Raw genomic sequence first — 13,087 nt, forward strand, 5'->3', positions numbered from 1 at the left:
CGGTCGTGCTATTGTCGCCTCATGAACGCAATGACCGCTACCAGTAAGGGTGCCGCCACCCGCGAAGCCATCATTGATCGCGCCTACGAGATCGCGCGTTTCTCCGGGGTGGAAGGCCTGTCCATCGGCCCGCTCGCCCAGGCGGTAGGCATGTCGAAGAGCGGCGTATTCGCCCATTTCGGCTCCCGCGAGGACCTGCAGCTGGCCGTGCTCGAATCCGCTGCCCGCCGCTTCGGCGAAGCGGTCTTCATCGCCGCCCTGTCCAAGCCCCGCGGCCTGCCCCGGCTGCGGGCGATCATGCACAACTGGTTCAACTGGGGGCGCAGCAACGCCGGCGGGTGCGTGCTGGTGGCATCCGTCGCCGAGTACGACGATCGACCCGGTCCGCTGCGCGACCAGGTGGTCCGCCAGCAGCGGCAATGGCACGAGATCCTGCGTGGCGCCAGCCAGCTGGCGATCGACGAAGGCCACCTGCGCGATGGGAACACGGACCAATACGCTTTCGAGCTGTATGCCATCGCCCTTGCCGCCCACCACCAATCCGGCCTGTTCGGCGAAGAACAGACCTACGCGCTCGGCGAACAGGCCGCCGAGCGCTGGCTCGCTGCCAACTCCGCCTGAACTCCCCTCGAGGTGTCGCCATGGCTACTGCCATCTCGCTTCGCACGTCGTCAATTAGCACGATCGTTCGTAATATTTTGCCGCTTTACACGGCGCGACTCGGTTTCCTGGTCGGCAGCTGGTTCGCGCCCGAAGCCGCCATCCGCCGCGCCGGAAACCTGTTCACCCGACCGTTCGCGTCGTCGCGTTCGCGGGCGCTGGCCACACCCACCGAAGGCGCGCGCGAGTCGGACCTCGACGTCGACGGCACGCGGATCCACACCTATGTGTGGGGTGATCCGGCCCGCCAGCCCTACGTCCTGTTCGCACATGGCTGGTCGAGCCATGGCACGCGCATCGCCCCCTGGGTGAAACCGCTGCAGGACGCCGGCTACGCCGTGGTCACCTTCGACCAGACCGCGCACGGAAAAAGCGGTGGCACGCATACCACCCTGCCGGAATTCGCATGCAATCTGCTTGCTGTCGCGCATCGATTCGGGCCGGCTGCGGCGGTCGTGGGGCATTCGTTCGGCGGCGCGGCCACTGCGGTGGCATTGGCGAACGGATTGGATGCCCGGCGCGTCGTCCTGATCGCGCCGGTAGACGATCCGCTGCTGATGGTCGAGCGCTTCGCACGCTTCGTGTGGTTGGCGCGGGGTCTGGGACGCCGCATGTTCGCGCGGTTCGAACGGAACATGCGCTTCAGCGTCGAAGACCTGCAGGCTCGCCATATCGTGCCAAGGATCGGCCGCCCTGCCCTGATCGTGCACGACCTGGAGGACCGCGAAGTCCCGTGGTCGGACGGCGAGCGCTATGCCCGCCTCTGGTCTGATTCGCGGCTGCTGAGCACCACCGGCCTGGGCCACAACCGCATCGCCGACGATGCCGGCGTGATCGCTTCGGCACTGCGTTTCCTGCGCGGCGAGAGCGTGGGCGACCGCGTGGTTTCCAGCCCCAACCTGCCGTACGGATTCGCCTGAACGGATTCGCCTGAACGATTCGTTAGACCACGACGGTGAACCGGCGCGGGCAGCAGGAAAACCGGCGCGGGACCCGGACAACCCCGCGCCGGAACGACTATGCTGCGCGGCCGCCGGTCAAATCCCGGCGTTCCGCAACTGCATTGACCGTCGATGACCGCCGAAACCACCGCAACGACCGAAGATTTCCTCGCCACGCAGCCGCACGCCATCGTCGAGCGCGACGGCGTGCGCTACACGCTGCTGGGCACCGCGCACGTGTCGCGGGCGAGCGTCGACGCGGTGAAGGAAGCCGTCGGCAGTGGTCGTTTCGATGCGGTCGCGGTGGAACTCGATCCGCCGCGCCTGCAGGCGCTGACCGATCCGGAAGCGCTCGCAAAGCTCGACCTCATCCAGGTGATCCGCAACGGTCGCGTGGCGATGTTCGCCGCCAACCTCGCGCTGTCCGCCTACCAGCGTCGTCTTGCCGAACAGCTGGGCATCGAACCGGGCGCGGAACTCAAGCAGGCCGTGCTGGACGCGCGCGAACGCAACCTGCCCGTGCACCTGATCGATCGCGAAGTCGGCCTGACTTTCAAGCGCGCCTCGGCGAAGCTCGGCTTCTGGGGCCGCATCAAGCTCGGCAGCGGGCTCGCCGCCGGTCTCTTCGCCGACGATGAAGTCGGCGCCGAGGACATCGAGAAGCTCAAGCAGGGCGACATGCTCGAATCCAGCTTCAGCGAATTCGCAAGCAGCAGTCCCGAACTCTACGAAGCCGTGATCGGTGAGCGTGATCGCTACATGGCCGCACGCCTGCGCGAGACGCATGGCGACGCGCGCGAAGTACTGGCCGTCGTCGGCGCAGGCCACCTGCAAGGACTCGCGAAGCATCTCGCCGAAGAAACCCGGGACCCCGAAGCGCTGCGCGTCGAGCTGGAAGCGGTAAAGGCGAAGCGCAAGATCCCGTGGATCACGCTGGTCATCATGGGCCTGATCCTCACCGGCATTGCCTGGGGTTTCTGGCACGGCGGCTGGGCAGTGGGCGCAGACCTGCTCAAGCAATGGGTGATGTTCACATCCGGACTTGCAGCGCTGGGTTGCATCGTGGCCGGCGGACATCCGCTCAGCGTGATCACTGCAGCACTGGTGGCGCCGCTGAAGCCGTTCCGTCCGGGTGTACCCACCGGCGCGGTCTCCGCACTGGTCGAAGCGCAGCGCCGGAAGCCGGCCTATGGCGACTTCCTGGCATTGCGCGACGACGCGCAGACGGTGCGCGGTTGGTATCGCAATCGTGTCGCGCGCGTGGTGCTGAACTTCCTGCTCACCAACCTGGGCACCATGATTGGCGTGTGGCTCGCCGGATTCAGCATCGCGAGCAAGCTGGCGCATTGATGCCGCGCGGGGAACCGTCGGTCGCGTGAAGCGGGACGACATGCATCGGTTGTGTAAGGCGGAGTGACCAGCTTCGCTGTTGGAAGCCAGCTAGTTGCCTTGGCCGGTTTGGCTGAATCAACCTCACACATCGATTGGCGGGTCGAGACCCGCCCTACGCAACACCTCTGCGTGCAATTCCTGCACCGAACGCTTGGGATCAATGCCCCAAACGAAACGGGCGACCCGAAGGCCGCCCGTCCGTCGATCATTCCGCGGCAATTGCCGCCACCGCTGCACCCGGAATCGGGGCATCGCCCTTGCCGCGCGCACGGCGGATGGTTCGCGTGGTGTTGGCGCGCAGGTCGTCCAGCACCGCATAGATCGTCGGCAGGAACAGCAGGCTCACGATGGTCGAGAACGCCAGGCCACCGGCGATGGCGCGTGCCATCGGGTAATAAGCCGGACCGTCGCCGCCCATCTTGGTACCGCCGATCGCGATCGGCACCATCGCCAGGATCGCCGTGCCCATCGTCATCAGGATCGGACGCAGGCGTTCCTTGCTGCCTTCGACCAGCGCCTCGGTGCGCGACAGCCCACGGCGACGCAGATTGTTGATGTGCTCGATCATCACGATGCCGTTGTTCACCACCACGCCCATCAGCACCAGGATGCCGATGAAGGCCATGATGTTGAACTCGGTGCCGGTGATCCAGAACAGCCAGAACACGCCGAATACCGAGAACAGCACGCCGCTCATGATCGCCGACGGGAACAGCAGCGATTCGAACACTGCCGCCATCACGATATAGATCAGGACCAGCGCGATACCGAGGTTGAAGAACATCTGCCCCATCGCCTCGTCGTCGTCACCGAAACCGCCACCCTCGAAGGTGTAGCTGTATCCGGCGGGGAACGACACCGACTTCAACGACTCCTCGATCGCCTTGCGCGCATCCGGCATCGTCACCTTGTCGGGGAGGCCCGCGGTGATCGTCAGCGTGGTCTGGCGGTTCGCGCGCTTGATGGATGTCGCAGCCGGCTTGACGTTCACGTCGACCATCGCCAGCAGCGGCACGGTCCGGCCATCGGGGGCACGCACGGTAAAGGACGCGATGTCCTCGACGCCATAGTGCTCCGCACCGGCAAAGCGCACCCACACCGGCACTTCGCTCTCACCGCGACGGAATTCGCGAAGCGGCGCACCACGCAAGGCCAGACCGACGAACTGCGACACCTGCTGCGCGCTGAAACCGAACGCCGCGGCACGCTCGCGGTCCACGCGGACGTTGAGCTCGCTGTTCGTGTCGCCGATGTCGACCCGCACATCGCGCAGTTCCTTGCGCCTGGACAGGATCGGGACGATGTCACGACCCAGTTCCGTCAAGGTCTGGGTCGAATCGCCCACCAGGAACACCTGCGCCTTCTGCCCCGGTTGGCCACCGCCGCCAGGACCGTCCTGGTTGCCCGCGCCAATGGTGGCACGTGCCGACTTGGGCAATTCCTTGACGATCTTGTCGACCATCGGCTTGATGGCCCCCGCGCTGTCGTCGAAGGTGATCCGCGTGCCGGCAAAGCCCTGCTCGCTGTAATAGGAATAGATCTGCTGGATATGGAAGCGCTTGCGGTTGGCGTCGAAGTAGTCCTCTACTCGGGTGATTTCATCCGCCATCTGCTCCTTGGTGTAGCTGCCGTTCCACTGGTAGTAGAACTCGGTGTCCCTGCCCTCTTCGCCACCGAACATGTTGACCTTGGTCATCTTCATCGGAACGAAGCTGACCATGATGATCAGGATGATGCCGAGGATGCTCTTGCCGCGGTGTTCGAGCGTCCAGCGCAACAGGCCGGCATAGCGGCGCTGCATGCGAGGGATCAGGCCACTTTCGCTACGTACGGCCGGCGGCATCTTCAGGCGAGCCGAGATCATCGGGATGAGACTCACCGCCACCAGCCACGACGCCAACAGCGACACCGAGATGGTGATCGCGATCTGCGACATGTAGATGCTGATGAAGTTGCGGTCGCCGAACAGGTTCGGCACGAACACGATGCAGTGGCACAGTGTGCCCGCCGACAGCGCGATCGCGACGTGACGGGTGCCCAGGATCGAGGCCAGGCGCGGCTGGCCGGGCATCCGCTCGCGTTCCTGGTAGATGCTCTCCACCACCACGACCGCGTTGTCGACCAGCATGCCGACTGCGAGCAGCAAGCCCATCATCGACAGGATGTTGAGAGTGACGCCGGCGAAGTACATGAAGCCCAGAGTCATCACGAAGCAGATCGGGATCGCCAACGTCACCATCAGCGTCGATGGCCAATGGCGCAGGAAGAAGAACAGCACCGCGATCGAGAGGATCAGGCCGATGCCGCCGGCTTCGGCGAGTTCCAGCAGCGAAGTCGTGACGTTGTCGCCCTGATCCTCGATGATCTTGACCTGGATGCCCTGAAGCTCCGGTTCCTGCTGGATCTCCTTGACCTCGGCGAGCGCGTTCTTCGAGACCTCGACCAGGTTCGCATTGCGCTCCTTGAAGATGTCCAGGCCAACGGCCGGACGTCCATCAAGGCGGCGGCCAATGTCCTGGCGCGCGGGCTTCAGTCGTACATCCGCGATATCGCTGAGGCGGATTCCGTTGGCGATCACCAGATCGCGCAACTGCTGCAGGTCGGTCAATTCGCCCATCGGCTGGACGCGCAGACGACGACCGCCATCTTCGATCTCGCCGGCCGACACCGAGAAATTCAGCGCCTGCAGGCTCTTGGTGAGGTCGTTGAGACTGATGCCGTGCGCAGTGAGACGGTCCTGGTGGATCGCGACTTCGACTTCATTCGGCGGCGCACCCGAGATGTCCACGCGGGCGACGCCGGGAATGCGTTCCAGACGGCGCTTGAACTCGCGATCGATCAGGTCATAGGCGCCGACGAGGTTCTGCGTCTGGCTCGCCAGGCGCACTTTCAGCACGGGCTGATCGCTGGTGGAGAACTTGAGGACGAAATAACGTTGCAGGTCGTCCGGCAAGTCCTTGCGGATCGCATCGATCTTTTCGCGCGCCTCGGATGCGGCGATGGCGGCGTCGCGACTCCAGTCCTTGAACTGGAGGAAGACCTGGGCGCCGTCCGCCTTGGCTTCCGAATCCATGCGCTTGATGCCGCTCATGGTCGAGATCGCTTCCTCGACCGGGCGCAGCACGGTGCGCTCGACTTCCTCGGGCGTCGAGCCGGCATACGGCAGCTGCACGAAGATGAAGGGCGGCGACACCTCGGGGAAGGCTTCCAGCGGCAACCGCGCCGCCGCGATCAGGCCGACCACGAACAGCGACACGAAGAACATGATCGCCGTGACCGGCCGCTTGATGCTCAGCTCGGCAATGCTCATGCGACGTGCCTCCCCGGGCAGCGGTTGGAAAGTACGCAGGGGAATACGGAAGCAATCATCCTGCCGCCTCCGGATCGCCCGCCAGGGCGGCCGCGTTCTCGGCCTTCTCGCGGCGCGAGCGCAGGCCGCGTTCGCGGTAGTACTCGTCCGCGCGGCGGTCCAGCAGGTCGTACACCACCGGGATCACCACCAGCGTCAGCAACGTCGAGACCAGCAGGCCACCGATCACGGTGATGGCCATCGGCGAGCGCACTTCCGCGCCTTCGCCAAAAGCCAGCGCGAGCGGCAGGAAGCCGAACAGCGTGCAGGAGGTGGTCATGACGATGGGACGCAGTCGCGAACGCGCGCCCTCGACCAGCGCGTCGCGCTTGGCGACGCCTTCCTCGCGCAACTGGTTGACCTTGTCGATGAGGATGATGGCGTTCTTCACCACCAGGCCCACAAGCAGGATCAGACCGATGAACACCACCACCGACACCGGCGAGCGCGTCAGCAACAGCGCGAGCACTGCGCCGACCAGTGCCAGCGGGATGGTGAAGAGGATCACGAACGGGTGCAGTAGCGATTCGAACTGCGACGCCATCACCAGGTAGACCAGGAAGATCGCGAGGCCGAAGGCGAACAGCAGCGACTTCACCGATTCCTGCATTTCCTCGCCCTGCCCGCCGATGTGCATGCGCACGTCGGCACCCAGCGGCTCGGCCTGGACCATGCTCTGCACTTCCTCGACGGCACCGCCAAGGTCGATGTCGCGCAGGCCAGCCGACACGATCGCCACGCGGACCTGGTCGGCGCGGTGGATCTCGCTGGGGCCGGTGGTCGCAACGACCTCGGCAACGGCATCGAGCGTCACCGGCCGCGTGCTGCCAGGATTCACGATCAAGTGGCGGATGCTGTCCACCGAAGCGCGATCGGACTCCTGCGCACGCACCAGCACGTCGATCTTGCGGTCACGGAAGCTGTAGCGGGTGGCGACGTCGCCACGCACCTTCTTCACCACCACGTCGGCGATCTGGCGCGTAGTCAGGCCAAGCGAAGCAGCGCGTTCCTGGTCGAAGCGGATCTGGATCTCCGGGAAGCCCTGCTCCACCGTCGACTTCACGTCGGTGTAGTGCGCGCTCTTGCGCAGCATCGCCGCCATCTGCTGGCCAGCACGCTGGATGGTCGCCAGGTCGTTGCCGCGCAGCTCGATTTCCAGCGGTGTGGACAGACTGACGAGTTCAGGGCGCGAGAAGTTGACCTGGGCGTTTCCGTGTCCCGCCATCGTTGCGCGCAGGCGGTCGGTCTCCGCGGCTTCCAGTTGCTTGCTGCCACCGTTCGCCATGACGACAGTGAGCTTGCCAATGTTCTCGCCACTCTCGGTCGGGTTGGCATCCAGTCGCGTGCCGGTGCCGCTCACGCCGTAGAGCACGGAAATGCCTTCGTCGCCGACGTGCTGGCGCTGCAGTTCGCGCACGAGTGCGTCGGTATCGCGCAACGGCGTGCCCGGGGGCAGCTTCACGGTCATCTCGAAGCGGTCCTGCGCCAGCTGCGGGATCAGGTCCGCACCCAGCATCGGAACCACCAGCAGCGTCAGCACGAAAGCGACGGTTGCCGAACCCACCACCAGCCACGGCCTGCGCAGTGCCGACGGAAGCAGTTTCAGATAGCCCGCTTCGGCGCGGTGGTACGGCGCCATCGCCAGGTCGCTCGCCTTGCGCATGACCGGACCGACGACGGCGCTGATGCCGCGCCAGATGCGCACGAAGAACCACGAAATGCCGAACATGCCGCCGCGTGAAGCGGCACCGATGCCGCGTTCGACTGCGGCCACCGGCTTGAGCACGCGCGACGTCGGCTGCCAGCGCGGATGGGGCGCTTCTTCCGGGAACGCCAGCGGTGCGCGGCCCTTGAGTGCGCTCAACATCGGGATGAGCGTCATCGCCACGACCAGCGAGATCGCGATCGCCAACGCCACGGTGAGCGCCTGGTCGCGGAACAGCTGGCCAGCGATGCCCTGGACGAACACCAGCGGCAGGAACACCGCGATGGTGGTCAGCGTGGAGGCCACGACGGCCATGCTGACTTCACGCGTGCCCGCGATCGCCGCATCGAGGATGCCCAGGCCGCGTTCGCGCGCCTTGGCGATGGATTCAAGCACCACGATCGAGTCGTCGACGACGAGACCCGTCGCCAGCGCCAGGCCGCCCAGCGACATCACGTTGAGGCTGAGTCCCAGCTGGTCCATGAAGAAGAACGTCGCGATGATCGACACCGGCAGAGAGAGGCCGATCACGAACGTGCTCCAGCCGTCGCGCAGGAACAGGAAGATGATGAAGACGGCGAGCAGTCCGCCGATCACGGCATCGAGCTTGACGTCGCTGATCGCGTGGCGGATGAACTGCGACTGGTCGTCGATGGTGGTGAGTTCGACGTCCGGCGGGATCTGGTCCTTCAGCTCCTTGAGCCGCGTCTGGATCGCGTCGGCGGTCGAGACCGTATTCGCATCGCCTTCCTTGTAGATGGCCAGTTCGACGGCTTCGCGGCCGCCCATGCGGATGATCGCTTCACGCTCCTTGTGACCCTGGCGGACCTCGGCGATGTCCTTCAGCCGAACCGGCATGCCGCCGGCAACGGTCGAGGAACCCGACGAATTCGCACTCTGCACCGATTGCGCAGCGGCCATCGCGGCAGCATTGCCGGTCGACGCGGCAACGCGCGCCATTTCGGCCGCCGCATTCGCGGCAGCACCGCCACCAGCGGACTGCGTGGTCACCAGCATGTCGCGGATCTCGTCCACGGTGGCGAACTGGTTGACGGTACGCACGAGATAACGCTGCGAGCCCTCTTCCAGGCGTCCGCCGGAGATGTTGATGTTCTCCTGCTGCAGGCGCTGGATGACGGTTTCGATCGGCAGGTTGAGCAGCGCGAGCTTCTGCTGGTCGATGTCGACCTGGATTTCGTCTTCCAGGCCGCCGCCAACCTTGACTGCGGCCACGCCATCGACGGGCTCGAGCTTCTTCTTGAGATCTTCCTCGGCGTAACGACGCAGGGCGCCGAGTGCGCGGACGGAATCACCGTCGGTCTTGGAGGTCAATGCGAGACGCAGCACTGGTTCGGTCGACGGATTGAAGCGCAACAGCACCGGCTTCTTGGCTTCCAGCGGCAGCTGCACGACTTCCATCTTGTCGCGCACTTCAAGGCTGGCCTGGTCCATGTCGGTGCCCCAGGCGAACTCGAGCACGACGTCGCTCTGGCCGGTGCGCGACACCGACTTGAGCTTGCGCAGGCCCTTCACCACGCCGACGGCTTCTTCCACCGGCTCGGTGATGAGCGTTTCGATTTCGGTCGGCGCGGCACCGGTGTACTCGGTGCGCACGGTGAGCGTGGGATAGCTGAGGTCGGGCAGCAGGTTGACCTTCAAATTGAACAGCGCGATCAGGCCGAACAGCACGAGCGTGATCATCACCATCGCCACGGTGACGCGGCGGCGCGTGGCGAATTCGATCAAACCAGTCGAAGCGGGCCCTTGCGAGGCATCGGGGGTGTGGCTCACGGACGCCTCCGGCTCAGCGCTGCGCGGTAGCGGTGGCGGGCGGCGCGGCATCGGCCTTCACGCCTGGCTGACCGATGACCTGCACTTCGGAACCGTCACGCAGCGCGCTCTTGCCCGCGACCACGACCTGTTCGCCCTGCTTGATGCCGCTGCGGACTTCGGCCCACTCGCCATCCATGTAGCCCAGCTTCACCGGCACGCGTGCGCTCTTCTTGTTGCGCACGACGAAGACAGCCGGATCGGATTCGTCTTCCAGCAATGCAGCGCGCGGCACGACGAGTGCATCGGTACGCTGGTCGTAGTCGATCTTGATGCGTCCGAACATGCCCGGACGCAGCTGGCCGCCGGCATCGAAGGCGCAGACCACGCGGAACGTGCCGCTGCCCGAATCCACTACCGGCGCGACGCGGTCGACGGTGCCGGTGAAGGCCTTGCCCGGCAGCGCGTCCACGGCCAGCTGCACCGGCAGGCCGGCCTTGAGCGTGGCGAGTTCGCGTTCGGGCACGTTGAGCACGGCCTCGATGCGGGAGACATCGACGATGCGGATGATCGGCGAGTTGATCTGGACGAAGTTGCCGACCTTGATGGAACGCGATGCGACCACGCCGGAGATCGGCGCGGTGACGTTGCCGTAGGCCAGTTCGAGATTCGCGGCCTTGTTGGCGGCGCGCGCGTTCTCCAGGTCGTAGCGGAGCTGGTCGTTGTCGCTGGCGCTGACCAGCTTCTGCTGGGCCAGCTGGCTGGAGCGGGCGTAATTGGCTTCGAGCTTGCGCAACTGGGCCGCCGATTGCGCGGCCTGGAGGGCGGCGCGTGCAGTGTCCAGCCGGACCAGGGTCTGGCCGGCGTGGACGAGCTGGCCTTCCTCGACCAGGACCTGCAGGGCGACGCCAGAGACCTTGGCGATCACCTGGGCCTCACCGCGGGCTTCCAGCGGCGCGGTACCGGCATAGCTGGCCGCCACGGGGCGGCGGGAGGCCTGGACGACCTCGACCGGGACGGCCTCCGGCCCCTTCTTTTCCTTCTCCTTTGCCTTGGCATCTCCGCCCTTGCAGGCGGTCAAGGCGAGGGCGCTCACAAGCACGAGGCTGGAAATCAAGGCAAAAACGGGGCGTTGGAAGGTCTGCTGACGCATGGGGGCTGTCCCTGGAGGCTCTTTGGATTCGGCTGTATGCCGGTGTTGTAGATATGTATATCACCCACCCGTTCCCCGGCCATCGGCCGAAGGTCATGGTGACTGCAGCCACGGAAACGAAGTCCGGGCTGCTCAGGACCGCAAACCACCCTCGGCATTGCGGTCACCGATATCTTTCTCGATGCACGTTCGGCCTGTTTGGTTGCGCGCGACCGTGTCCATGCGCCGGTCAGATTCCGTTGCGGGCGGGCTCCCCGCTATACTTGCCGACTTGTGCGCACCGCTCCGACCCGGGTGCGGCACGACCCGATTCCTTTCAAGCCATAACGAGAGTGCGGATTACATGATGCGACCGCTGACGATCGCCGCCTGCCTCGCCCTCCTTGCTTCGGCCGTCGCCTTCGCCGACGAACCCAAGCAGGAGCCGGCAGCCACCACCGCCACGCCCGCAGCCGCACCGGCGGCCGCCACCGCCACGGCTCCCGCAGCCAAGGGCGATGCCGACAAGGGCAAGCAGCTCACCTACACGTGCCAGGGTTGCCACGGCATCACCGGCTACAAGAACGCGTATCCGAGCTACCACGTGCCCCGCATCGGCGGCCAGTCGGTCACTTACCTGACCAACGCCTTGACCGAATACAAGAAGGGCAACCGCAAGCACCCGACGATGCAGGCCCAGGCGCAGAGCTTCTCTGACCAGGACATCGCCGACATCGCCGCCTATCTGTCGAAGAAGTGAGCAGACCCACAATGACGAAGAAGATCATCGCCATCGCCCTGCTCGCCGCCGTCGCCCTGGCCGGCTGCAGCAAGTCCGAGGAAGCCGCCGAAGGCGGCGAAGCCGAAGCCACCCACGAAGCCAAGTCGTCCTCGGCAGGCATGCCGGCCGGCATCGCCGAAGCCGGCGAGAAGCTGGCCAGCGTGAAGATGGGCGCGAACAACCAGTCGTGCGTCGACTGCCACGGCGCCGAAGGCAACGCTCCGAACGCCGAAGACCGCCCGAAGATCGGCGGCCAGTACCCCGACTACATCGAGCACGCCCTGGTCGCCTACCGCGAAGGCAAGCGCGACAACATCACCATGGCCGGCCAGGCCAAGGACCTGAACGACCAGCAGATCGCCGATCTGGCTGCGTATTTCAGCTCCCGCGAAGGCCACCTGCGCGACCTGGATCCGCACACCAATCCCACAAACTGATCCGTTCCAGCGATCAGATGCTGCAGATCAGACGGCCCGCGAAAGCGGGCCGTTTCCTTTTGCGGACTGCGTGAATTTCGAGGCCCGGATTGCGGCTTCACGCCGCCAGCGTCCCCAGGTAGCGTTCGAACGACGCATCCACCGCCGCGCGCGCGCCGCCGATGATGTTGCGGCTCCACGTGTAACCGAACACGTCATCGACCGCGTAGCCACGCAGCAGCGACTGCATGTGCCGCACGTCGCCTGCCACCATTGGCATGTAGTTGGGATAGCTGTACATGAAGGTGACGTGGCGGCGATCCGACACCACCTGCATCGCATCGCCGGGGAGCAGCGTCGCGCCGCGTGGTCCGCGTTTCCAGTGGAGGCCCGCGCTGCCAGGGAAATGACCGCCCAGGCGCAGCAAGGTCACATCGTTCGAGAGCGCCAGCATGTCGCCATTCCAGAATCGGATGTGGGCGAAGGCCGATGTACCCACTCGCGGTCGGCTTCGTGCAGCAGGATCGGCACGCCACCCAATGCGTCGCTCCACTCCACCATCGCTGTGTAGAAGTGCGGGTGCGAGATGACGATCAGGTCGACGCCACCGCGTGTCTTGAGCACTTCGACGGCTTGCGGCGTGACCAGGCTGACACACTCCCACAGGATGTTCCCGGCATCCGTCGGCAGCAGCAACGCGCGTTGCGGTATGGCGAAGTCCGACGGCAGGCTGATCCCCAGCAGGCCGTTGTCGTCCTCGATGCGCAACGTGTATTTCGCAGCCAGCGCGTCGTGCGTCGTCCACGCCTGACCGTTCCAGCCGACGTACTGGCGCTCGTCCTCGCAGACCGGGCACGCCGGCGGTGGGGTTTGCGACTCGGCGTATTGGGTTCCGCAGGTCTCGCAGATGTAGTGCGCCATGACTCCTCCGATTGGACTCA

10 protein-coding genes are annotated in these 13,087 nt (G+C 65.4%); 5 read left to right on the plus strand and 5 right to left on the minus strand.

Annotated elements, in window-relative coordinates:
* Positions 1 to 30: 30 nt before the first annotated feature.
* The 3 genes from ACYVD7_RS08570 to ACYVD7_RS08580 all read left to right on the plus strand — a co-directional run bounded on the left by ACYVD7_RS08570 (position 31) and on the right by ACYVD7_RS08580 (position 2,951).
* Entirely contained in the window at positions 31 to 621 is a 591-nt protein-coding gene (locus tag ACYVD7_RS08570; RefSeq protein WP_460761636.1) for a TetR/AcrR family transcriptional regulator, read from the plus strand.
* 20 nt (positions 622 to 641) lie between these two features.
* The gene (locus ACYVD7_RS08575; protein ID WP_460761639.1) at positions 642 to 1,580 is read left to right on the plus strand and encodes an alpha/beta fold hydrolase; all 939 of its coding nucleotides are present in this window, start codon (positions 642 to 644) and stop codon (positions 1,578 to 1,580) included.
* Between the two features lie 153 nt (positions 1,581 to 1,733).
* Positions 1,734 to 2,951, plus strand: a complete 1,218-nt coding sequence (locus ACYVD7_RS08580; RefSeq protein WP_460761642.1) for a TraB/GumN family protein — start codon at positions 1,734 to 1,736, stop codon at positions 2,949 to 2,951.
* A gap of 247 nt (positions 2,952 to 3,198) precedes the next feature.
* Here ACYVD7_RS08580 and ACYVD7_RS08585 read toward each other — a convergent pair whose 3' ends face one another.
* Genes ACYVD7_RS08585 through ACYVD7_RS08595 form a run of 3 tightly spaced genes read right to left on the minus strand, consistent with a single transcriptional unit; the run spans position 3,199 to position 10,913 of the window.
* Entirely contained in the window at positions 3,199 to 6,303 is a 3,105-nt protein-coding gene (locus ACYVD7_RS08585) for an efflux RND transporter permease subunit (protein WP_460761645.1), read from the minus strand.
* Between the two features lie 55 nt (positions 6,304 to 6,358).
* The gene (locus tag ACYVD7_RS08590) at positions 6,359 to 9,838 is read right to left on the minus strand and encodes an efflux RND transporter permease subunit (RefSeq protein WP_460761648.1); all 3,480 of its coding nucleotides are present in this window, start codon (positions 9,836 to 9,838) and stop codon (positions 6,359 to 6,361) included.
* A gap of 13 nt (positions 9,839 to 9,851) precedes the next feature.
* Positions 9,852 to 10,913 carry an efflux RND transporter periplasmic adaptor subunit gene (locus ACYVD7_RS08595; protein ID WP_460761650.1) on the minus strand — a complete coding sequence of 354 codons (1,062 nt, stop codon included), beginning with the start codon at positions 10,911 to 10,913 and terminating at the stop codon, positions 9,852 to 9,854.
* A 403-nt stretch (positions 10,914 to 11,316) separates the two neighbouring features.
* Between ACYVD7_RS08595 and ACYVD7_RS08600 the strand changes: the two genes are divergently transcribed.
* Both ACYVD7_RS08600 and ACYVD7_RS08605 read left to right on the plus strand, forming a co-directional pair.
* On the plus strand, positions 11,317 to 11,709 hold the full coding sequence (locus tag ACYVD7_RS08600) for a c-type cytochrome (RefSeq protein ID WP_460761653.1): 393 nt from the start codon (positions 11,317 to 11,319) through the stop codon (positions 11,707 to 11,709).
* A gap of 11 nt (positions 11,710 to 11,720) precedes the next feature.
* The gene (locus tag ACYVD7_RS08605; protein WP_460761656.1) at positions 11,721 to 12,167 is read left to right on the plus strand and encodes a c-type cytochrome; all 447 of its coding nucleotides are present in this window, start codon (positions 11,721 to 11,723) and stop codon (positions 12,165 to 12,167) included.
* Positions 12,168 to 12,264: 97 nt separating this feature from the next.
* Here ACYVD7_RS08605 and ACYVD7_RS08610 read toward each other — a convergent pair whose 3' ends face one another.
* Together ACYVD7_RS08610 and ACYVD7_RS08615 are read right to left on the minus strand one after the other, a co-directional pair.
* Complete coding sequence (locus ACYVD7_RS08610) at positions 12,265 to 12,600, minus strand: hypothetical protein (protein WP_460761658.1); 336 nt, start codon at positions 12,598 to 12,600, stop codon at positions 12,265 to 12,267.
* Entirely contained in the window at positions 12,576 to 13,067 is a 492-nt protein-coding gene (locus tag ACYVD7_RS08615) for an MBL fold metallo-hydrolase (protein ID WP_460761661.1), read from the minus strand. Before ACYVD7_RS08615 ends, ACYVD7_RS08610 begins: the two co-directional genes overlap by 25 nt.
* Positions 13,068 to 13,087: the final 20 nt, after the last annotated feature.

Source organism: Lysobacter fragariae (assembly GCF_054779775.1).